Raw genomic sequence first — 22,551 nt, forward strand, 5'->3', positions numbered from 1 at the left:
AACTCGGCGCTCTCTGCACCGAGTTTATTTAATAAAAGTCGCATCATACTTATCACTTTGCAACACTTGGAAATGTAAGTTTGCTAAATGTTTCCGTATTTCTGCACTATCGTCTTCATTTAAATTATTCGCCAAAAACACAATCTCTGTACAGTTTCCATGTTTATCCATAGCGTAAACTGCTTTTGTAACCGTCCATGGTGTGTAACCATTCTTTTGCCCAGCATGTCTAAATGTTTTACGGTATTTCTTGGCACTCATGTCTGTTTCAACGATATTTGCCCACACTTTTTCTTCAGCTTCTGTCAAGCCACCTTTATGGTTTGCCTTTTGAAGTAATACCATATAATCATTTGCAGAAGCTGCTGGTAATCTATCTGACCAAATTTTGTCGTAACGTTCCTCTAAATAAAGCGGAATTTCCTTCTGTAATAATGGTCCCTTCTTCTTTAAGCGTTCATGAATAATCATCGAATATTCACGATATTGCTCTTGAGACATTTCTTTTAACTTTTTCTCTATTTTATATTTTGGAACATGTAATTCTTTATGCAAATATCCCGGGATATACAAAGATGAAACGATTGGAAATAGTGGTTGATGTGCAGGAAGTGATAAACTTTGTAAATTTCGATTGATGTTGTCTAATCCTAACAATTCCATTAAGTATTCAGCATTTGCATTCGAACTAAACTTAACCATTCCTTTTGCCACTTCTTCTAAAGAAACCGCTCCTTCAGTTATCTTGCCCGTCTTCTCCAAATACTTTTGCCATCTATCTTGTGCACCACCATCTGTATTCGGCACATAATAGCGATTCACATCGTTAATCGACACGAAACTAGACGAATCAATTTTCCCTTCAGTAACTTGTTTCGTATATTCAAGCGCCACAATTAATTTCATCGTACTTGCAACTGGCAATACAACATTTGGGTTTACAGAATAAACAACTTTATCATTTCTCTTTACTAGAAGCGCACTATTTTTTTCATCTTTATGTTCTTCAATAAAAGATGCAATATACTGTGCATCATCATTATTTGAACTCCACACTTTTTTCACTAAAAAGTTACCCGATATTAGCAAAACAAAAATACCCACAATTACTGCGCATACTATAGTTTTTTTCAAGTAAAATTCCTCTCCTATTGTGTAACTCTTCTCTATTTATCATTTAAAAAACAAAATAATGGAGATGGTCATTTAAATAACCATCTCCATTATTTTAACTTGTATGCTCCTATTATGTCTACGTCATAAATTTCACAAAATCCTCAAGAAACTTTTTATAATGTAACGACCAACCAATTCGCACCCAATTTTTTAATGCTTTTGCATCAGGTTGAGGCCGAAAATCAGCAATACTCTCTCCTTTTGCAATTCCAGCTGTATCTACATCGACACGACGATATACATAGTCTAAAAGAGATGGATTTGCCGCAACCATCATTGTAACGACGTCATGTACTGGGCTTCCTTTTATTTTCGGATTTAACTTTCTATAAGCTTTATAATAATACGTAAATATCGGCTCGATTAACTTATTAAAACTCGTTTTAGAGTGTTTCGTAATATATTTTACCATTTCCGGCGTAATAATTGCTTCAGATGTAACGTTAAGTGGTACTAATGTCACATTTTTAGCATTTTGCATAACTAATTGCGACGCAATCGGATCACCATGAAAATTCGCCTCTGCGACTGGTGTTACATTGCCAGGCATTAAGAAAGCACCGCCCATTATATAATATTCTTTCACATACTTCATCATCGGCTTTTCTAAAATAAATGCCGTCGCTAGTGTTGTTGATCTACCAGCATCGACTATTATTAATTCCCCTTTATATTTTTCAAGAAGATCAAAAAATGCACAAAAAGGCTTTATATTTGGCGAAAAAGTTTTTGGAGGTTTAATTGGCCCTAAACCGTCTGCCCCATGAATTTCTGGATAATACGTTGTAACATCTCCGGATAAAGGAATTTTCGCACCATTAATAACAGGTATATCTTCCCGTCCTGCCATTTGTAATAAATATGCGGCATTACTTGTCGCCTTTTCTTGTGTTACATTTCCATATCCCGTTACTACTCCAACAATATCAATATCAGGATGCAACAATCCATACATAATTGCTAAAGAGTCATCAATGCCTGGGTCTCCTAAAAATAACACTTTTTTCATCGACCTCAACTCCATCCCCTCAGTTGTTATTAATTTATGAATAAACGTGGATATACAGAATAAAAAAGAACAAATTCATACGAAAAAACGCAGTCTTATAAGGACTACGTTCTTCAGCTAACCTATACTGTTTTTTTTACAGCACTCATACTTCCAATAACATAAGCGATAAACGCAAAACAAATTGGGAAGACAACTGTATGTATACCGAACGGATTTGGATAGAAAAGATGAATACACATATATGAACCTACTCCAACGAAAATGGAAGCAAGCGCTCCTGTAGCATTTCCTTTTCTCCAATATAACCCTAATACGATTGGCCAAATGAATGCTGCTTCTAATCCACCGAAAGAAAATAAATTTAGCCATATTAAAAAATCTGGTGGTTTAATCGCCGCTGCATAAACGAGTAGCCCTACAATACCAGTAATCCACAAACTTCCTTTTTTTATCGTACTGTCTGCTGCATCTTTATTTATGTAATTTACGTATATATCTTTAATAATTGACGAGCTTACAAGTAATAATAAAGAGTTTACTGTAGACATAATCGCCGCCATTGGTGCAGCTAAGAAAACTCCAGCTAACCAAGGTGGCAACACTTCCATCGCGAGTAGCGGCATTACTTTATCTGGTACCGTTATACCTGGAAGTACTACTCTTGCAAATACACCTGTTAAATGCATACCAATCATAATTGTACCAACGACAACTGTTCCAATTATTAAAGCTTGGTGCATAGCTTTTGAATTTTTATAAGACATGGCACGCACACTAATTTGCGGTAAACCTACAACGCCAATTCCAATTAAAATCCAAAATGATGTAACATATGATTTCGTTAAACTGCCATCTGCTCCGAATGGTGTAATTAAATTTGGATTAATTTGAACAAGTTCCTGCATAATCTTTTCAATTCCACCACCAGCAATGACAGTAGCAATTAAAATGATTGTCGTTCCAACTAACATAATGATTCCTAATAATGTATCTGATAGCGCGACTGCACGAAATCCACCAATTAATACGTACACAAGTACAGAAAAAGTAAATAAAAATAGTGCTGTTGTATACGATAGACCCGTTAGTGACTCGATTAATCGTCCACCGCCGACCCACTGGGCTACTGTCGCTGAAAATAAAAAGATAATAATACATAACGCAGAGAGTATAACAACTGCTTTATTATTGTATCTTCCTTTTAAATAATCGATAAGAGTAATTGCTTCCATCTTCCTAGCAATAATTGCAAACTTTTTACCGATAACCGTTAAAACGATATATCCTGTTACAACTTGAATCGCAGATAATAGTACCCATCCAAGCCCCATATTGTAAGCAATACCGGGACCACCAATAAAGCTACTTGCACTACCGTACGTAGCAATCATTGTCATCGCTAATAATAAACCGCCTAACTCACGCCCACCAAGAAAATATTCTTGTAAAAATTTATTATGTGCTGTTGCTTGCACGCGTCTTGAAGCATATACACCAATTAAAAATACAACGATAAACGAAATTATCATTGGAATGATTACATACCAATTCATCTATTATTCCTCACTTTTTTCTTCCTCATCGAGTGAAATATCTTGAAATACAAAACGAACAACTAAACTAAGTAAAATAACCATAACGATAAATCCAACGATACAGCTATAAAAAAACCATGCGGGAAAACCTAATACATATGTATATTCACTCGGATCTTTACTACCAAGCCCATAAGCAAATCCGTACCATATTATAAAATTAATAATAGCAAGTCCAAGACCAATTAACGCTTCTCTATGGGCTATTCGAAAGCGTGGATCATCATGATAATCTTTCATTTTTCCCCCTCCTCTCACGATGTATTATTGTACCATTGTTCTTCTAGTTTTTCCTACTAGAAAGCAAAAACAAGCAGGATTTTTTATAATCATATAGAAGCTTCTCTTACATTACATATTTTTTACAATTGTAACACAAATGAAATTTGAATTTTCAGTATTTATTAATTATGATTTTAATTAGAGGCTTTCCATCTAGTTTCCACATCCTTGATTTCGGAATAAGCGCCGTCTCGTACTGCGTTTACATTATATTTTCAAGGGGGTTATACAATGAGTCAACTAGCTGTAAATCTTCATGAAAAGGTAGAAAAGTTTCTTCAAGGTACAAAAAAGTTATATGTGAATGGATCTTTCATTGAAAGCGCTTCCGGTAAAACGTTTAAAACACCTAACCCAGCAACTGGTGAAACACTTGCCGTCGTTTCTGAAGCTGGTCGCGAAGATATTCATAAAGCTGTAGTCGCAGCTCGTATGGCTTTTGACGAAGGTCCTTGGTCTCGTATGAGCACTGCTGAGCGAAGCCGTCTCATGTACAAGTTAGCTGATCTAATGGAAGAACATAAAGAAGAGCTTGCACAGCTCGAAACATTAGATAACGGAAAACCAATCCGTGAAACAATGGCAGCAGACATACCACTTGCAATTGAGCATATGCGCTATTACGCTGGATGGGCTACGAAAATCGTTGGTCAAACAATTCCTGTTTCCGGTGATTACTTTAACTATACACGCCATGAAGCTGTTGGTGTCGTTGGTCAAATTATCCCTTGGAACTTCCCGCTTCTTATGGCAATGTGGAAAATGGGAGCAGCGCTTGCTACAGGATGTACAATCGTTTTAAAACCTGCAGAACAAACTCCACTATCTGCTCTATACTTAGCTGAATTAATTGAAGAAGCTGGATTCCCGAAAGGTGTTATTAATATCGTACCTGGATTCGGTGAATCAGCTGGACAAGCTCTCGTTAATCATCCACTCGTTGATAAAATTGCATTTACCGGTTCTACTCCTGTCGGTAAACAAATTATGCGACAAGCATCCGAATCATTAAAACGCGTTACACTTGAATTAGGCGGTAAATCACCAAATATCATCTTGCCAGATGCTGATTTATCTCGCGCGATTCCTGGTGCACTTTCTGGTGTTATGTTTAACCAAGGACAAGTATGCTCTGCTGGGTCACGCTTATTTGTTCCGAAGAAAATGTATGATAATGTCATGGCTGATCTCGTCCTCTATTCTAAAAAACTAAATCAAGGTGTCGGTCTTAACCCTGAAACAACAATTGGTCCTCTCGTTTCTGAAGAACAACAAAAACGTGTAATGGGCTACATTGAAAAAGGGATTGAAGAAGGAGCTGAAGTACTATGCGGAGGAAGTAATCCATTCGATCAAGGCTACTTCGTTTCTCCTACAGTATTCGCTGACGTAAATGATGAAATGACGATCGCAAAAGAAGAAATTTTCGGTCCAGTTATTTCTGCAATACCGTTTAACGATATTGATGAAGTAATTGAACGTGCAAATAAATCACAATTCGGCTTAGCGGCTGGTGTGTGGACAGAAAATGTTAAAACAGCACACTATGTTGCAAGTAAAGTACGTGCAGGTACAGTATGGGTAAACTGTTATAACGTCTTTGATGCAGCATCTCCATTTGGAGGATTTAAACAATCTGGTCTTGGCCGTGAAATGGGATCTTACGCATTAAATAACTATACAGAAGTAAAGAGCGTTTGGCTTAACTTAAATTAATGAGAAAGAACCTGACCTACCTGGTCAGGTTCTTTTCATTATGTATTCCTTTAAACTTGCAGTCCTCCGCTCACATTTAATACTTCACCTGTAATATAAGATGCGTATTCTGATGCTAAAAAAGCTGCTGCGTTCGCAATATCTTCTGGCGTTCCAATTCTACCAACTGGAATAGCACCAACCATCTTTTCTTTCACTTTATCTGGTATCGTTTTTGTCATATCTGTATCCATAAAACCCGGACAAATCGCATTACAAGTAATACCGAAGCTTCCAACTTCTTTCGCTGCTGTTTTCGTTAAACCGACAACTCCTGCCTTTGTAGCCGCATAATTTGCTTGACCTATGTTTCCTTCTCTACTAATTGAAGATATATTAATAATGCGTCCATACCCTTGTTGTCTCATGTAAAGAAGCGCTGGTTGCATACAATAAAAAACACCAGTTAAGTTCACTTGTAATACTTGTTCCCAAGCAGACTTCTCCATTTTATGTAACATTGCATCTCTTGTAATCCCGGCGTTATTCACCAAAATATGTAATGTACCGAATTTTTGAACCGCATATTCAATTAACGACTTCGCTTCATTTTGATTACTCACATCACATCGATATGAGCACACTTCATATCCTTCATCTGATAACTCACGTGTCGTTTTTTGTAGATTCTCTTCATTTACATCGCTAATTAATACTTTCGCCCCTAGTTTTGCATAAACCCTTGCAATCTCTTTTCCAATTCCCTGTGCAGCTCCTGTTACAACAGCTGTTTTCCCATTTAAAAACTCCATTCCTATCCCCCATTTCTATTACTTATACTGTATATTTCGGCTTTTTGCTTTTCAATTCCTCTTTGTATAAAAAAGTCTATTTGTGTCAAACTAACTTTGCAACGTCGCATAAAGTGCAAGGAGATTATGTCGAATGAACAAAAAGAATTTCAAACAAAGCAAAGCAACTGATGGCATTGATGTTGAGTTCTCTCGCGAACTCGCTGACCACAATGACTTAGAAGCAAACGCACGTGCAAATGCCGCTGATGCACGTCAAAAACGCCAATCAACCGAAAAATAAGGTACATCACAACCTTATTCTTTTCAAAAGGGACCTACTACCCAACAAAATAAACCGAGAGACATCTCTCGGTTTATTTTCTATATTTTTTTGCATAATGAGCCAAAGTAAGCAACGGATATATATGAGCATAACTATGATAACGAATATAAAACCCACCTGGCAAGCCTGTTCCAGTAGGATATTTTTCATTTACATAAGGGTTGGAGAGCAAATATGAAATACCTTTGCGAATGACTGGCGTTTCTTTATCATAGTAAGAAATGAGGGCATCTAACGCCCATGCTGTTTGGGATGGTGTACTAAATGGCAAAGTAACAAATCTTTTTTCCACACTACTTTGGCAAGATTCTCCCCAGCCACCATCTTCATGCTGTATATGTTCAAGCCATAAAGCTGCTCGTTTCAATGATGGATCGCTAGATGGTATTCCGAGTGACCGTAAACCCGTCAACACTGCCCACGTACCATATATATAACAAATTCCCCATTTCCCATACCACGATCCATTTTCCTCTTGTACATTCATTAACCAATTTATCGCACTTTGTTTTTGTTTCTCGGGCAATTGATTTTGCGTATACGTCCCGAAAAATTCTAACACTCTTCCTGTAATATCTGGTGTAGAAGGATCTGTAATCATATCACTTGCATTTTCGATTGGTAAATTTGCTAATATACGGCTCGTTACCCCTTTTTCAAAAGCCCCCCAACCACCATCATTATTTTGCAATCCTTTAACCCAATTAACCGCTCGCTTCCAAGCATTGTCTACATTTTCGTTCCCTCTACTTCGCGCCAATGCTCTTAACGTAGCAGTTGTATCATCAATATCTGGAATCGTCGTATTCACATCCGAAAAGCCCCAACCACCTGGGCAGAGATCCGGTGCATGTACACTCCAATCTACTTTCTTTGTTTGCTGTTTTCTTAGTAAATACGCTGATGCATTTTGAATCACTTTACTTGCTTTCGGAACTTGAGCTTCTTGCAAAGCATAACTGAGTAAAGCTGTATCCCATATAGTTGACGGAGAGTTTTGCAAATGGCTCCCTCTCGCCATCTTCCATATATAAGATGTGATTCCCGTTATAGCCTTCTGAATAATTGGTGATTGAATAGAATGTCCTAATGCAAGTAAAGCATAAATCATATAAAACGAGGCAGTTGCGTAACTATATAATGTTCCATTTTCATCAATACGCTCTTTCATAAAACGTTCTACTTCCTCATATCCTTTATGATGCAAAGAAAGTGGATACGTTATAATTTTCTTCACGTCACTTAATAATGTTTGAAAAACCGGAGATCGGTCCTCCCGAAACCATCCTCCGCCCCCGCCTGCAATATGATTTAAATTTGGCAATAACTTTTTCTCTACTCGAAATCTTTTATTTAAACACAACATCATCGGAATTAAATGAATACGTGCTGAGCTACTCAGTTCAAAAATACTGAGAGGGGAATCATTCTGCAGAAACATAATTGGTGTTGGCAAATGAAAGAGAGAAGGGTATTCATATTCTCCATGAATTGCTAATAAAAACTTCGTCATAAAATGAGCACGCGCTACCCCCCCGCGCTCATTTATAAACATTTCCGCTCGCTTCATATTCGCATCTTCTTTTGTATATTTTTCCGATGCAAGTAAGGCAGCATAAGATTGAATTGTAGCAGATAAATTACCACCCATTTCATCTTCATACAATTTCCATGTTCCTTCATTTGTTTGAAGTGATGCTAATCTTTTTACAAACGGTTCTATCTCTTTATCTCTACCTAATAATTTTAATAAAAAAATCATATGACAATCTGTTAGTGGCGCTCCTTCAAAACAAAACTGCCACGTACCATCTTGCCGTTGCATTGTTTGAAGTGCAGTTGTTCTTCTCGCTATTTCTTCATGCACTTTTTCATATAATAACAAGTTACTCACCCACCCTTTCGAAATCCGTATAACGATATTCAAAAAGGTAGCTGAATATGTATAAAAACAAAGAAAAGCAGAACATATAAAATGTTCCGCTCATAAACAATATCCTACTCCGACAATAATCCCTAATAAAGCACCAACTACTACTTCATACGGTGTATGCCCAACAAGTTCATTTAACTTCTTATATTCTGTTTCTCTACCGTGAAAAAACTCATTCAATATTTTTGCTTGTTTACTTACTGCAAGCCTTACTCCTGAAGCATCATACATAACAATAATGGCAAAAATAGTAGCAACCGCAAACATCGAGCTTTCCACACCTTCTACTACCCCAACTCCTGTAGCAAGTGCTGTCACTGTTGAAGCATGAGAACTTGGCATCCCACCTGAAGCAAAAAACTTTGCAAAATCAAATTCACCCGTTTTGATTAATTTAAAGACTACTTTCGTTAATTGTGCTAAAAACCATGAAATTACAGCGGCCATAAGCGGATCATTATGTAAAATTGTTTCCACGTTCTCAGCTCCCTACTAGCTATGATGGAAATCCTATATAGTATCAGTATAAAGAAAAATGCGTAGAAAATACTACGCATTATGATACTTTTGCTGATTTATTTTTTATAAATTTCGGTTGTTTCTGCACTAAGAACTTTGTCTTCGCTACCGAGAATACAAATAAAGCAACCCATATACAGAAAAATGCAATCATATGTGTGGATGTGAAATGTTCACCAAATACAAATACACCTAAAATTAAGCTAATTGTTGGCGCAATATATTGTAAAAATCCCACCATATAAAGCGGAATAAGTTGTGCTCCTTTTGCAAAATAAAATAGTGGTAATGCCGTTACAGTACCTGCTCCTATTAAAAGTAACGTTGATAACATTGAAATAGATCCAAATGAGCCGAAACCATGTGCTCCTGTCATAACAAGATAAATGATCGCAAACGGCGTCACTAACATGGTTTCCATCGTAAGTCCAATTGTAGCATCATAATTTAATAGTTTTTTCGTTAATCCGTATAATCCAAATGAAAAGGCAAGTGAAAGAGAAACCCACGGAATAGATCCGAAACGTACTGTTAAAATGACAACCCCTACTCCTGCTAAACCAACTGCAACATATTGCCAAAAGTTTAACTTTTCCTTTAAAACGACTGTACCAAGTAAAATACTAATAAGCGGATTAATATAATAGCCAAGACTCGCTTCAATAACATGATTATGATTAACGGCCCATATGTAAACAAACCAGTTTCCGCTAATCAAGACTGAAGCTATTGTTAATGACATTAATAATTTAGGTCGTTTAAAAAGATTCACAAATTCCCCAATAAACTGGCGAAACCTCTTCGTAACACCTAATACAAGTAACATAAAAACAAACGCCCAAACGATGCGGTGTGCTAATATTTCATCTGCTGGAACTTCCTCAACCCATTTCCAATAAATCGGTAGAATTCCCCACATCGTATAAGCACCAGCCGCATATAGTATCCCTTTTTTTTGCTCTGCTGATTGACTCCCCATCTTCCTTTTTCTCCTCTTCTCATTTTTTCTCCATTATACGGTCTCACATGCTCACTTTACCAATAATCAATCTGCATTTCTTTCGACATTTCTCATACAACGAATAATAAACATACCGTTATTACAACAAGTAACGGTATGCCGAAAACAAATTTCTTTTTATGAGTTTTATGATGAAACATATACATACCAATCCAAGCTCCAACTGCTCCCCCAGCTGCCGCTGATAAAAACAGCGTACTTTCTGGCGTTCTCCACTGTTTCTTCTTTGCTTTTCGTTTATCAAGCCCCATAAGGCTAAAAGCTATAACGTTAATAATAAGAAAATAAATCCATTTCATCGCTTTCTCTCCTTATGAAAAATTCGCTTAATGGTAACACGAAAAAACGCCGGAAACAACTGAAGAACTCTTTTTATCAAACTAGTTTCATTCCTTTTTCTTAATTAGTTACCTTCATATTTACAAAACCAACTAAAATCGCAATTAAAGCATTTAAATAGAAAAATGTTATGAGCAGAATCTTATATTTCATTACATTCACCCACTACCATATCATCAAAAAAACTGCTCTCAATCACTTTCTCCTCAAAATGAAGAACTACAATTAGCCCTACATATAAAGAAACCAAATTTAGAAACCATTCCCCATTCTCATCTTTCTTAGCTAAGCATTTAAATATCTCTTGAAATTGCATACGCTCGTCTGCAGCAACAATCGGACGCACACCAAAATATTTCAATACGAGATTCAGCTTCAACTGCACGGATAATGATAAAATATATTTTAATAGCTTCGTATACTCTGTACTATCTTTTTGACTATACAACTTCACAAGCTTTGGATGTAAATTCGAAATCGATAATTCCTCGTCAGTCACTCTAGTTACTTCTATCGTTTCAATCATCTTTTTCATATCCATCACATTCACCCCTTCTGAAAAAATTCTAAAGCCAAAAAGTACTTAATTCAAAATGTGCAATAATTGTGCGTTTCTCGTCTCTCGTTCTTCCTCACTGACTAAATCATACTTTTTTAGAAGGTGAAAAATATCATTTAATAATTTCTGCGAATGATTACCTTGTAAAAAACTCTTTAACTCTTTAAAGATCCCTTCAGGTAAAGAATTCTTTTGACTTTCGAGCTTATTCATTACATCTTCAATAGAATGATCTATATTACACGCCATACTAAACTTCCCCCTCTATCCTTTATAAATAATATCCTCCGCTAACGATGTAAACACTTCTCCTACAAGAGAGTCTTCATCATATACAGATGAACCGTTATTTTCTTCTCGTTTTGCAAAAGGTATTTGCGCAATCACTTCTGTTTGCAATTGTTCTGCTAACATTTCGCCGCCGCCTTTTCCGAACAGATAATTTTTCGATCCATCTTGTTCTTCATAATAAGCCATGTTTTCCACAATACCTAAAATCTCGTGTTTCGTATGCTTTGCCATTACACCGACTCTTGAAGCAACGAATGAAGCTACATTGTGCGGAGTTGTAACAATTATTTCTTTCGCTTGCGGAATCATCGCTGCAACATCAATCGCAACATCTCCTGTACCTGGTGGTAAATCAAGTAATAAATAATCTAATTCTCCCCAGTGCGTATTCGCAAGGAAATTTTGAATCCATTTATTTAGCATCGGACCGCGCCACATAACTGGGTTATTTCCTTCTGTAAAAAATCCCATCGACATGATTTTAACACCGTGACTAATGACTGGAATTGCCGTTTGATCAATCATCGTTGGTTTCGTATTCGTTTCCATCATAGCTGGAATACTAAAACCATATATATCCGCATCTAATATCCCCACTTTTTTCCCCATACGAGCTAGTGCAGTTGCAAGATTAATTGTCACCGTTGATTTTCCAACTCCGCCTTTTCCGCTCGTTACAGTAATAAAACGTACTCCTGACTCCGGGCGAAGCATACTCGGCATACCAGTTTCTGTTCTAGTATTTTTCTTTAACTTCTCTGTTAAAGCTGCACGTTCTTCTTGTGTCATAGAACCAAATGTTACATCCACTTTAGAAGCACCAATTGCGTGAAGTGATTCTTCAATATCTTGTTGAATTTTTGCTTTTAACGGACAACCTTGGATTGTTAGTACTACTTCAAGTTTAACCTCTGTTCCGTTCATTTGTACATTTCTAACCATATTTAATTCTACAACACTTTTGTGTAACTCTGGGTCCTCTACATGTTTTAATGCATTCATTATTTGTTCTTGAGTAAGCATGGAACTCATCCCTTCTCTTATTCTAATTTATATACAACATCTTCTTGGCGCTTCATCTGGTGAAAAAGCTTATTACCCGCCGCTAACGGGCGGGATTAATGCGACTATATCTCCAGCCTTTATCATCTCTTCATTCATTACAAACTCCTCATTAACAGCCACCATCACTTTATCCAGCGATTGTAAACAATAGCTGACTTTGAGCCATTCTTTTAATTGCTGCACTGTCATTTCTTGCTTTTCTGAAATTACTAATCGATCCGATCCAACTTCCTCACGCAGATTTGCAAATAATAAAATTGTAATCATTTTCTCATTCTTCCTTCTTTGGTTTTCCTTCTGGATATGGTGTGTTTTCAAGTTGATCTCCAATCCACATCGTTCCATCTTCCCAAAATTCTTTTTTCCAAATTGGAACAATTCGTTTTATACGTTCAATCGCGTACTCATTCGCTTCATAAGCTACTTTACGATGCGGTGATGAAACTGCAATGACTACCGCAATATCCATTATTTCTAGCCGCCCTACACGGTGCGTAATTGCTACTTTTGCATCCGGCCATCTTTCACTAATCTCTTCACCAATTCTCATAAGTTGTTTTACTGCCATCGGTTTATATGCTTCATACTCTAAATGTAGCGTTCGTTTTCCTTTTGTTAATTCTCTCACCGTACCAATGAATGTTGTAATCGCACCTGCTTCCCTTCTTGCGACTTTATTCGTTACTTCTTCAACTAAAATCGGATTATCTACAATTTCAAATAGCGCTTGTCTCATTAGAACCACCTCTCACTTTATGAAATGTCCAAGGCCATTCACTACCTTCGTTATCTTCTAATAATAGAACATCAACAAACATATCTTTTTTATATCCTCTTGTCCCGCCCGGCAATACGATAAACGCATTTGATTCTGCCAATGAAGAAACTGAGCTAGATTTATCAAACCCTGATGGATAAGCGATTAATTTCCCCTCATCATATTGCAATTTTGCTCGTACAAATCTTGTAAATGGATTCGGTTTTAGAAAATCTTCTCCTAATAACGCTTTTTCTCTTTTTAAATGTACTTTTTCACTAAACATATACGTCCGAATACACGGTCTTACGAATAATTCAAACCCTACGTAACAAGCTGATGGATTTCCTGATAAACCAAATAATAACTTGCCATTTAATTGTGCTACAGTCGTAACACTTCCTGGTCGCATTGCAACTTTATTAAAAAGAACAGATGCACCTAACTTTTCGTAAATAGCTGGTAAATAATCATAATCTCCTACAGATACACCGCCCGTTGTAATTAACATATCTACTTGGCCAAGCGCTTCTTTCACAGCTGTAAAACACGTATTAAAATCATCACTAAACCTCCCAAAATATTTTACTCTGCCGCCCGCTCTTCGAATTTGAGACAATATCATATACGTATTACTGTTTCGGATTTTCCCTGGCTGTAATGAATCATCGACATCAAGCAATTCACTCCCAGTCGCTAACAGTCCAATTACAGGCTTTCTCGCAACTGGCACTTCACTATAACCGAATGTAGCAAGAAGAGCTGAAATACCTGGATTAATGTACGATCCTTTCTTTGCAAGAACCGTTCCTTTACGAGCATCTTCACCTTGAAAAGAAATATTGTCGCCCGTTTTGAATGATCGCTTCACTTCCATATAATTGTTGCCATTCTTCTCATATTGACGAGTCAGCTCTAACATAACAACCGCATCACACTTATTCGGAATTTGTGCTCCCGTCATAATTCGAACTGCTTGAAACGGACCTACTTTCTCATGGAATAGCGATCCTGCACCAATTTCACCCACTACTTCAAATACAATTGGCGTTTCATAACTTGCTAAATTAGTATCTTCTGCTCGAATAGCAAATCCGTCATACGGCGAACGATTAAATGACGGTACATCATGGTCAGCTACTAAATCCTCTGCTAATATACGTCCATAAGCTAATTCAATTGGTAATAGCTCCTTTAAGCCTTTATCAGCAAGTCCTATCACTTTACGAACAGCTTCTTCAACCGTAATTGGCACTCTTCTTTCCATTGTTGACACCCTCTCTATTAACCGAATACGCGATAATATAGTTGTTTCGCTTTCGAAATATCATTTGTACCATGAATAAAAACACGACCATCTCGAAAAACAACCACGCGGTAATCATCGAATTGGCAAGATAGTAAATACGGATTCCGATCTACTTTCCCCAGTTTTTGTAATACTTTTTCTATATCATCAAAATTGTATTTCCTATTGTCTACTGTTCTAATTTGAACTGTATTTCTTCCGCATAAAACAGCTGCTTTCGTTTGATTTTCGTATGATAAATAAGGATAAGTTCGATTCAAACCGCATGAGAGACAAGTGTCTGTTTTTATTTTCCCTAATTTTATAAAATGATTTTGATTACTCCATATATCAAACATGAAAAATGTTTTTCTAATTGCTGAGAAATCTTCCACTAAAATTTTGAGTGCTTCTGCCACTTGATATGCTGCGACGATTTGAACAGTCGGGCTAATAATTCCAGCGGTATCACATGTCACACCTGTAACAGGAATATTTTTCAGCATACAATGTAAACACGGTGTCTCTTGCGGAATAATTGTATAACTCATACCATACGATCCAACGCAAGAACCATATACCCAAGGAATATTATGTTTTTGTGATAAATCATTTATTACAAATCGAATATCAAAATTATCTGTTGCATCAATGATTACATCTACATTTTTTAATAGACCTTCCATATTTTCTGAAGTTGCATCCATTACGAAAGCATGTATTTGTACTTCCGAATTAATTTGTTCTAACCGATTTTTTGCAGCAATTGCTTTCGGCATTTTCTCTCTCGCATCTTGTTCAGAGTACAATTGTTGCCTTTGTAAATTACTCCATTCAACGTAGTCACGATCAATAATCGTCAACTTGCCAACACCTGCACGTACGAAACTTTCGGCACTTGCACTTCCTAATGCGCCTGCCCCTACAATTAACACATGTTTATTTCGAATTTTTTCTTGTCCTTTACTCCCAATTGGTTTGAACAACTGTTGTCGTGAATACCGATCAGCCATTACATACCCTTCCTCTCAAGAACTCTATTTCATATTAGAATGTTGTTTCTGATAACAAGCAAAGTAAGCAAAACCAACAAACCCAGCTCCTCCAATTACATTTCCGATAAAAACAGGAACAAAATTTTTAGCCAAATCCATCCACGTTAGATGACCAGCAAAAATAACAGCGGAAATGACAAACATATTTGCTACTACTTGCTGAAATCCAATCACTACAAATGCCATAATTGGAATCCAAATTCCGATGATTTTTCCGACAAAATCACTCGTCCCGTAAGCGAGCCAAAGAGCAAGACAAACGAGCCAATTACAACCAATTGCTAAAATTAAAGTTCTCCCAAATGATTCATGTAACTTCCCTTCCGCTATCGCTACCGTTTTATTTAAATACTCTCCCTCTGTTAATCCGCCAAGATGCCCAAAGCAATACGCAACGAAAATTGCCCCAATAAAATTCATGAGAGTAATCCAAACCCAGTTATTCAGTACACTTATCAATGTAATTTTCTTTGCATAAAGCGCCATAGACAGTGACATCATATTTCCCGTAATTAATTCTCCTCCTGCTAATACTACGAGCATGAGTCCAACAGGAAATACTGCTCCTCCTAAAACATTCACTAGACTTCCCCAGCGCTCAGGTAAATTCCCTAAAACTCGAATGTTAAGTAAAAAACCTATCGCAATAAACGCTCCTCCTAAAAAACCGAGAATAAGCATCGCTGGCAATGTCTGTCTTACTTTTTGAACACCGGCCTCAATGACAAGCTCAGCAATTTGTTCCGGCTTATGAAATGCCATTACCCATTCCTCCATTTTCTCCAAATAAAAAAGCAGCTTCAAAAAACCTCCTCAAATAAAGGTTTTTGAATGCTGCTTAATTTCTCTGCACATCTTTTACAGAGATATCAATCATCACTTTTACTATAAAATAGAAAATCCACAACTCTTGTAAATTTTCCATTTTTCACTATGAAGCTAGCTTTATATATTAACCACCGATATGTGACATTTCAATTTTAGGTATTGCTTTCTTATTTGTATGATTTAAGCGTTCATCTGAATAACGATCTTCCCTATTATTCCATATATCGCGTACTACATCTGTAATGTCCTCATCTGTATGTTCAGAACGAAGCAATTCTCTTAAATCATTTCCTTTAGAAGCAAATAAGCAAGTATATAATTTTCCTTCTGCAGAAATACGAGCTCTCGTACATGATGAGCAAAAAGAATCTGTTACTGATGAAATAATACCTATTTCCTCATCGCTTCCTATATAACGATACCTAGTAGCCACTTCACCAGAATAATTTGCTTCTATCCGTTCTAACGGCATAACTTGATGAATCGTATCTACTATTTCTTGTTTGGAAATAACTTCACCTAACTCCCAGCCATTATAATTCCCAACATCCATATACTCAATAAACCGAAGAATATGCTTATTTTCTTTAAAGTATTGCGCCATCTGCAAAATATCTTGTTCATTTTTCCCTTTTTGAACGACCATATTTATTTTAATTTTCATACCAACTTCAGCAGCAGCCTGTATTCCTTCCAGAACCCTTTGCACTTTGCTCCTATTACCATTTAAATAGAAAAACCGATCTTCTTCCAAGGAATCTAAGCTAACTGTTACACGTGATAGTCCCGCCTTATATAAATCAGGAGCAAACTTTTTAAGTAACGATCCATTGGTTGTTAAACCGATATCTTCTACACCATCAATTTTATTAAGGCGCTCAATAAGCTTTGGAAGACCTCTTCGAAGTAACGGTTCTCCGCCCGTAATTCGTAACTTTCTTACACCTAAAGAAACAAAAATACGTGTTATCCTTTCAATTTCATCAAAAGATAAAATTTTATCATTAGACAAAAACGAGTAATCAGGACCAAATATTTCTTCTGGCATACAATATCGGCAGCGAAAATTACAGCGATCAGTAACTGAAATACGTAAATCCTTTAACGGACGTTGCAACTTGTCTAATGTAACTGATTTCATCTTCATTGCCTCACTTTTATTTTATATTTAAAACACGTTCTGGATGGGTATATACATTTAAGGAGTGATTACGAATAAACCCTATTGTCGTAATACCTAAATCTTCCGCTAGTTGCAAAGCTAACTCAGTTGGAGCTGATTTTGATAGTATAATTTCACAACCGATTTTTGCAACTTTCAATAATATTTCCGAAGAAATACGACCACTAAAAACAATGATTTTATCTTTTATAGAAATATCGTTTCTTAAACAATAACCGTAAATTTTGTCTAGTGCATTATGCCTACCAATATCCATTCGGCTTAAAATAATACCATTCACATCACATAAAGCTGCATTATGAACCCCGCCAGTATGATGAAACGTATCCGCAGATTGCTGCATTTCTTTCATTAACCGAAAACAATCCTCTGCCGCAACCTGTACATGGACACCCTTCATTTTTTTTGCACTTAGTGCATCATTAGCAAAAACAAACCCTTGCCTACTCATACCACAACAAGACGTAATATATCGTTTATTTTGCATTTGTTCATAATACGGATTTACTTTTGTCGTTGTTACATGTACAAATCCTTCTTTCTCCTGCATCCATATGCTATCAATATCTTCATACTTCCGAATGATTCCTTCAGACGCCAAGAAGCCTATTACCATATCTTCTATATATTCTGGAGTACTAACCATTGTAACAAACTCCTGTCCGTTCATTTTAATGGTGACAGGAAACTCTGTTACAATGCTGTCCTCTATATGCTTAAACGCCCCTTGTTCATAACGAAAGATTTCTCTTTCTACCTGTATCGGTTTCACGATCAGTATCCTTCTCTCACGTTATATTTTTATCGAAAACAAATACCGAAACTGCAATATCTTCTTCTACTTTCATATCTGAAAACAAATTCACTAATTTTGCTCCAACAAGTTCCTCCAAATGTTCACGGGAATTCGCAGCATACACTTCTTGAATCATTTTCGTTCTAGCCATATGAACCATTTCCGCACCGTCCATCGTACTTGAAATAAATTTTTCAGTAGGTGTTAAGTTTCCATAAAGAGTCGCTATAGCCATATTTTCCGCAAAAACAGTATGAATTCGTTCTGGTCCTTTTCCGAAAAGTTCCTTTCGAAGTTTTCGGATCATATCATTAAATTCATGTACTTTTTTTGACATACAATTATACCTCCCAAAAGCCTCATTTTACTTTATTATATATTTTACCAAAATGAGCCTTCCGCCCAAACTATTTCCTACAAATATTTGGGCGGAAAGGTTCACTTCATGAAGTTTATTCGTCTTTTAACCCTTTCCCCATTCCTTTTAAGAAATGAAGCCCAAACCCGATAGCGCGGTTAATATCTGGGTCTTTCAATACTTTCATAAGATCGAATACCCCTACTTTTTTATTACTTTCTAGATGTTCATTACCTTCTTCTAGCCCGACTAATAAACTACCTATAAGCTTTTTCGTAAGTTCTGGGTCAAGTTCAGTTAACGCACCTGCAGCACCCATCATATTATTAATTAAATTTGTAACAGGCTCACGAGTTACTTGACCTAGAACAATCTTTGCAATTGGTTCTTTCGCTTTCAGCATAGAATTTGCAGCTTCTAGCATTCCAATGTCATTTAATTCCCCTACTATATTAAACATCTGATTTAGAGCTTCTTCATTATTTGTTAAAAGCTCCTTTAAATCATCTAATTTTTGCTGTTTTATTTCTTCCTCAGTTAATTCTTGTTTTTGAATCATTTTTATAGGTGCAGCCATAGTTTTCTCCTCCTACTTATCCGTTAAATGCACATACCCTGGACGTGCCCACTTACGATGTACCTCAATTCCAGCTTGAGGGTGACGTTTTTTATTGCGTGGGTTCGCTTTTGGCATCGGATTTTCGCCATCAACTTCTAACACTTCCATACGCACTTTCGTTTGTTTATACGCAGGTGTATTCGTACGTACATCCACAGCAGGACCTGTTAAGAAATTAATTGCCGTTTCGTTATCTGTAGAGTTCATCGGTAAATATAACTCATTCGCTTTTACACGATCTGTAACGAGTGCACGTAATTTTAATGCTCCAAAAGGAGAGACAAGACGAACTAACGAACCTGTTTTTACGCCACGTTCTTTTGCAAGGTCTGGAGAGACTTCAACGAAAACACCAGGTACTTTCGTTTGAATACCTGTTGATTTATTTGTCATATTCCCTTCATGGAAATGCTCAAGCATACGACCGTTGTTAATGTGAAGGTCGAACTCAGCTGGAAATTCAGCTGGACGTACCCAGTCAGCAATCGCAAAACGAGCTTTTTTATCTGGGAAGTTAAATCCATCTTGGAACAGAAGTGGTGTATTGGTTCCATCAAAACTTCCCCAATGGAAACTGTTCCATCCTTCAAGCACTTCATAGTTCGCTTGCGAGAATAATGGTGATAAACTTGCCATTTCAGCAAAGATTTCACTTGGGTGGCTATAATTCCAGTTTGCCCCTAGTTTATTCGCAACCTCCTGGACGATCCACCAGTCTGGTTTCGCATCTCCTAGCGTAGGAAGAACTTGATATAATCTTTGGACACGGCGCTCTGTATTTGTGAAAGTACCTTCTTTCTCAAGAGATGGCGCTGCTGGTAATACAACATCTGCATATTGAGCAGTTTTAGAAAGGAAAACATCTTGCACAACGAAGAAATCAAGGCTCGACAACACTTCATGTACATGATTTGCATTAGAATCTACAAGAGCCATATCTTCTCCGACAAGATACATTGCTTTCATTTTTCCTTCGTCAATTGCGTGAAGCATTTCAATATTATTAAGACCTGGTTCACTATCAATTTTCACTCCGTAAGCAGTTTCAAATTTCGCACGTTCCATTTCGTTAGTAACGTGCTGATATCCTGGAAGCCATCCTGGTAAAGTACCCATATCACAAGCACCTTGTACGTTATTGTGACCTCGAAGTGGGTATGCACCTGCTCCTGGACGACGATAGTTCCCTGTTGCAAGAAGTAAGTTTGAAATTGCAGCGGAAGTATCAGAACCACCTGTATTTTGCGTTACCCCCATACCCCAAAGGATACATGTACCATCTGCATCACGAATCATTTCAGCCATTTGAATAAGTGTTTCTTTTGAAATACCTGTTACTTCTTCTGCATATGCAAGTGTATATTCTTCTAGACTTTCTTTGAAATCTTCAAAGAAGTTTACATTCTCATTAATAAATTCCTGATCATGCCAACCTCGATCAATCATATATTTTGTAACAGCCATTAACCAAACTTGATCTGTTCCTTGTTTTGGACTAATAAAGACATCTGATCGCTCTGCCATTTCTGTTTTACGAAGATCAGCTACAATTAACTTTTGTCCGTGTAATTTATGTGCACGTTTAATACGTGTAGCTAAAACAGGATGACCTTCTGTCGGATTACATCCTACAATAATAACAAGACCAGATTGCGCAATATCTTTAATCGTTCCTGCATCACCGCCCATACCAATTGTACGGAACAAACCATCCGTTGCTGGTGATTGGCAATAACGTGAGCAGTTATCAATATTATTCGTTCCAAATACTTGTCGAGCTAATTTTTGAATTACATAATTATCTTCATTTGTAATTTTAGAGGAAGAAATAAATCCGATAGAACCTTTACCGTACTCTTCTTTAATAGTACCTAATTTATTTGCAACTACATTCAGCGCTTCTTCCCATGTAGATTCAACAAACGTTCCATTTTTACGAATTAAAGGTTTTGTAATTCGTTCTTTAGAATTTACGAAATCCCAACCAAATTTCCCTTTTACACAAGTGGAAATTGCGTTAACTGGTGCATCTGAAGATGGCTGTACTTTAAGGATTTTACGCCCCTTCGTCCACACTTCAAACGAACAACCTACACCACAAAATGTACATACTGTTTTCGTTTTCTTCGTACGAGTATCACGCATGGCCGCTTCCACTTCTGATACCGCAAAAATACCGCTATATCCAGGCTCAACTTCTTTAATTAAATCTACCATCGGTTCAAGAATATCTGGTTTTAATCCCGTCATAAATCCAGCTTCACCGAGCATCGTTTTCTCCATTAAAGCGTTACAAGGGCAAATCGTTACACATTGACCACAGCTAACGCATGAAGAATCATTAATATTTACTCCTTCATCCCAAATAACTCGTGGGCGTTCCGCTTCCCAGTCTATCGATAACGTTTCATTTACTTGTAAGTTTTGACACACCTCAACGCATTGACCGCATGCAATACATTGATTAGGGTCATAGCGATAAAACGGATGCGTCATATCAACTTCACTTACATCTACTTTCGGTTCATAAGGATATTTTTGATGTTCAATTTCCATTAATTCTGCTGTATTATGCAGTTTACAGTTCCCATTGTTGTTGTCACATACTGTACAGTATAATAAATGATTTTCTAGTAACCGATCCATCGCCTCTGTTTGTGCTTCTTTTGCGCGAACAGAAGCACGCTCAACGTTCATACCTTCCGTTGCTATCGTCGAACAAGAACGCATTAACTTTCCGTCAACTTCTACAATACAAGTGTCACATGTTTGAATAGGATCTACTTCCGGCACGTAACAAATTTGCGGATGTTCAATCCCGTTCTCATTAATAACACCCAATATCGTTGAACCAGGCTCCGCTGTATACTTTTTTCCGTCAATTGTAATATGAACCATGTTGTCATTCATGGTCTTTCCCCCTTTTTGAGAATAAAAAAACTCCACCACGAAAATATACGCACCACATTTTGGGCACGCTATCATCATGGTGGAGTAGTTTATTAGCACATCTTGCTAAAATACCAATCCATTTATTCATAAA

General features: G+C 36.9%; 24 protein-coding genes. 2 read left to right on the forward strand and 22 right to left on the reverse strand.

What is annotated here, in order from left to right; translation table 11 throughout:
* Window positions 1-24: 24 nt before the first annotated feature.
* The 4 genes from MHH27_RS18140 to MHH27_RS18155 all read right to left on the reverse strand — a co-directional run bounded on the left by MHH27_RS18140 (window position 25) and on the right by MHH27_RS18155 (window position 4,023).
* Entirely contained in the window at window positions 25-1,134 is a 1,110-nt protein-coding gene (locus MHH27_RS18140) for a serine hydrolase (protein WP_090977429.1), read from the reverse strand.
* Window positions 1,135-1,252: 118 nt separating this feature from the next.
* On the reverse strand, window positions 1,253-2,185 hold the full coding sequence (locus tag MHH27_RS18145) for a nucleoside hydrolase (RefSeq protein ID WP_000756465.1): 933 nt from the start codon (window positions 2,183-2,185) through the stop codon (window positions 1,253-1,255).
* Window positions 2,186-2,307: 122 nt separating this feature from the next.
* Entirely contained in the window at window positions 2,308-3,741 is a 1,434-nt protein-coding gene (gene panF, locus MHH27_RS18150) for a sodium/pantothenate symporter (RefSeq protein WP_001104824.1), read from the reverse strand.
* Window positions 3,742-3,744: 3 nt separating this feature from the next.
* The gene (locus MHH27_RS18155; protein ID WP_000656237.1) at window positions 3,745-4,023 is read right to left on the reverse strand and encodes a YhdT family protein; all 279 of its coding nucleotides are present in this window, start codon (window positions 4,021-4,023) and stop codon (window positions 3,745-3,747) included.
* Between the two features lie 273 nt (window positions 4,024-4,296).
* Here MHH27_RS18155 and dhaS point away from each other — a divergent pair, with 273 nt between their 5' ends.
* Window positions 4,297-5,781: an aldehyde dehydrogenase DhaS gene (gene dhaS / locus MHH27_RS18160; protein WP_000080279.1), complete on the forward strand. Its 1,485-nt coding sequence runs from the start codon at window positions 4,297-4,299 to the stop codon at window positions 5,779-5,781.
* A 50-nt stretch (window positions 5,782-5,831) separates the two neighbouring features.
* Here the strand turns inward: dhaS and fabG are convergent, their stop codons facing one another.
* On the reverse strand, window positions 5,832-6,572 hold the full coding sequence (gene fabG / locus MHH27_RS18165) for a 3-oxoacyl-ACP reductase FabG (RefSeq protein WP_000395038.1): 741 nt from the start codon (window positions 6,570-6,572) through the stop codon (window positions 5,832-5,834).
* Between the two features lie 133 nt (window positions 6,573-6,705).
* On the opposite strand from fabG, the gene MHH27_RS18170 reads away from it, so the two are divergent.
* The gene (locus tag MHH27_RS18170) at window positions 6,706-6,855 is read left to right on the forward strand and encodes a YfhD family protein (RefSeq protein WP_001035815.1); all 150 of its coding nucleotides are present in this window, start codon (window positions 6,706-6,708) and stop codon (window positions 6,853-6,855) included.
* A gap of 73 nt (window positions 6,856-6,928) precedes the next feature.
* Here MHH27_RS18170 and MHH27_RS18175 read toward each other — a convergent pair whose 3' ends face one another.
* The 17 genes from MHH27_RS18175 to fdhF all read right to left on the reverse strand — a co-directional run bounded on the left by MHH27_RS18175 (window position 6,929) and on the right by fdhF (window position 22,418).
* Window positions 6,929-8,782, reverse strand: coding sequence for a terpene cyclase/mutase family protein (locus tag MHH27_RS18175; RefSeq protein WP_098250937.1), 1,854 nt, complete (start codon window positions 8,780-8,782; stop codon window positions 6,929-6,931).
* Window positions 8,783-8,881: 99 nt separating this feature from the next.
* Window positions 8,882-9,307 (reverse strand): divergent PAP2 family protein, encoded by a 426-nt coding sequence (locus MHH27_RS18180; RefSeq protein ID WP_090977426.1) that lies wholly within the window; start codon window positions 9,305-9,307, stop codon window positions 8,882-8,884.
* A gap of 79 nt (window positions 9,308-9,386) precedes the next feature.
* Complete coding sequence (rarD, locus tag MHH27_RS18185; RefSeq protein WP_090977424.1) at window positions 9,387-10,328, reverse strand: EamA family transporter RarD; 942 nt, start codon at window positions 10,326-10,328, stop codon at window positions 9,387-9,389.
* Window positions 10,329-10,420: 92 nt separating this feature from the next.
* Window positions 10,421-10,669 (reverse strand): DUF1294 domain-containing protein, encoded by a 249-nt coding sequence (locus tag MHH27_RS18190; RefSeq protein WP_000871349.1) that lies wholly within the window; start codon window positions 10,667-10,669, stop codon window positions 10,421-10,423.
* Window positions 10,670-10,851: 182 nt separating this feature from the next.
* A complete protein-coding gene (locus MHH27_RS18195; RefSeq protein ID WP_000367304.1) occupies window positions 10,852-11,250 on the reverse strand; it encodes a hypothetical protein in 399 nt (132 codons plus the stop codon).
* A gap of 42 nt (window positions 11,251-11,292) precedes the next feature.
* A complete protein-coding gene (locus MHH27_RS18200; protein WP_000752378.1) occupies window positions 11,293-11,517 on the reverse strand; it encodes a hypothetical protein in 225 nt (74 codons plus the stop codon).
* Between the two features lie 15 nt (window positions 11,518-11,532).
* On the reverse strand, window positions 11,533-12,582 hold the full coding sequence (locus tag MHH27_RS18205) for a P-loop NTPase (protein WP_090977420.1): 1,050 nt from the start codon (window positions 12,580-12,582) through the stop codon (window positions 11,533-11,535).
* Between the two features lie 72 nt (window positions 12,583-12,654).
* Window positions 12,655-12,891 carry a molybdopterin converting factor subunit 1 gene (gene moaD / locus MHH27_RS18210; protein ID WP_000628502.1) on the reverse strand — a complete coding sequence of 79 codons (237 nt, stop codon included), beginning with the start codon at window positions 12,889-12,891 and terminating at the stop codon, window positions 12,655-12,657.
* A 4-nt stretch (window positions 12,892-12,895) separates the two neighbouring features.
* Window positions 12,896-13,360, reverse strand: coding sequence for a molybdopterin synthase catalytic subunit MoaE (gene moaE, locus MHH27_RS18215; protein WP_001248111.1), 465 nt, complete (start codon window positions 13,358-13,360; stop codon window positions 12,896-12,898).
* On the reverse strand, window positions 13,341-14,648 hold the full coding sequence (locus MHH27_RS18220) for a molybdopterin molybdotransferase MoeA (RefSeq protein WP_340943636.1): 1,308 nt from the start codon (window positions 14,646-14,648) through the stop codon (window positions 13,341-13,343). The genes moaE and MHH27_RS18220 overlap by 20 nt, the downstream gene beginning before the upstream one ends.
* 17 nt (window positions 14,649-14,665) lie before the next feature.
* Window positions 14,666-15,682, reverse strand: a complete 1,017-nt coding sequence (locus tag MHH27_RS18225; RefSeq protein WP_000785264.1) for a molybdopterin-synthase adenylyltransferase MoeB — start codon at window positions 15,680-15,682, stop codon at window positions 14,666-14,668.
* A gap of 24 nt (window positions 15,683-15,706) precedes the next feature.
* Window positions 15,707-16,486, reverse strand: coding sequence for a formate/nitrite transporter family protein (locus MHH27_RS18230; RefSeq protein ID WP_000863998.1), 780 nt, complete (start codon window positions 16,484-16,486; stop codon window positions 15,707-15,709).
* Between the two features lie 190 nt (window positions 16,487-16,676).
* Window positions 16,677-17,693 (reverse strand): GTP 3',8-cyclase MoaA, encoded by a 1,017-nt coding sequence (gene moaA, locus MHH27_RS18235; RefSeq protein ID WP_000844119.1) that lies wholly within the window; start codon window positions 17,691-17,693, stop codon window positions 16,677-16,679.
* Window positions 17,694-17,709: 16 nt separating this feature from the next.
* On the reverse strand, window positions 17,710-18,507 hold the full coding sequence (gene fdhD, locus MHH27_RS18240; RefSeq protein WP_063548306.1) for a formate dehydrogenase accessory sulfurtransferase FdhD: 798 nt from the start codon (window positions 18,505-18,507) through the stop codon (window positions 17,710-17,712).
* Window positions 18,508-18,523: 16 nt separating this feature from the next.
* The gene (locus tag MHH27_RS18245) at window positions 18,524-18,868 is read right to left on the reverse strand and encodes a DUF2294 domain-containing protein (protein ID WP_000039582.1); all 345 of its coding nucleotides are present in this window, start codon (window positions 18,866-18,868) and stop codon (window positions 18,524-18,526) included.
* A gap of 115 nt (window positions 18,869-18,983) precedes the next feature.
* Window positions 18,984-19,466 (reverse strand): DUF1641 domain-containing protein, encoded by a 483-nt coding sequence (locus MHH27_RS18250; protein WP_000729897.1) that lies wholly within the window; start codon window positions 19,464-19,466, stop codon window positions 18,984-18,986.
* 12 nt (window positions 19,467-19,478) lie between these two features.
* Window positions 19,479-22,418: a formate dehydrogenase subunit alpha gene (gene fdhF / locus MHH27_RS18255; RefSeq protein ID WP_071731381.1), complete on the reverse strand. Its 2,940-nt coding sequence runs from the start codon at window positions 22,416-22,418 to the stop codon at window positions 19,479-19,481.
* Window positions 22,419-22,551 lie beyond the last annotated feature (133 nt).

The organism is Bacillus sp. FSL L8-0152 (assembly GCF_038006365.1).
GTDB lineage: Bacteria > Bacillota > Bacilli > Bacillales > Bacillaceae_G > Bacillus_A > Bacillus_A cereus.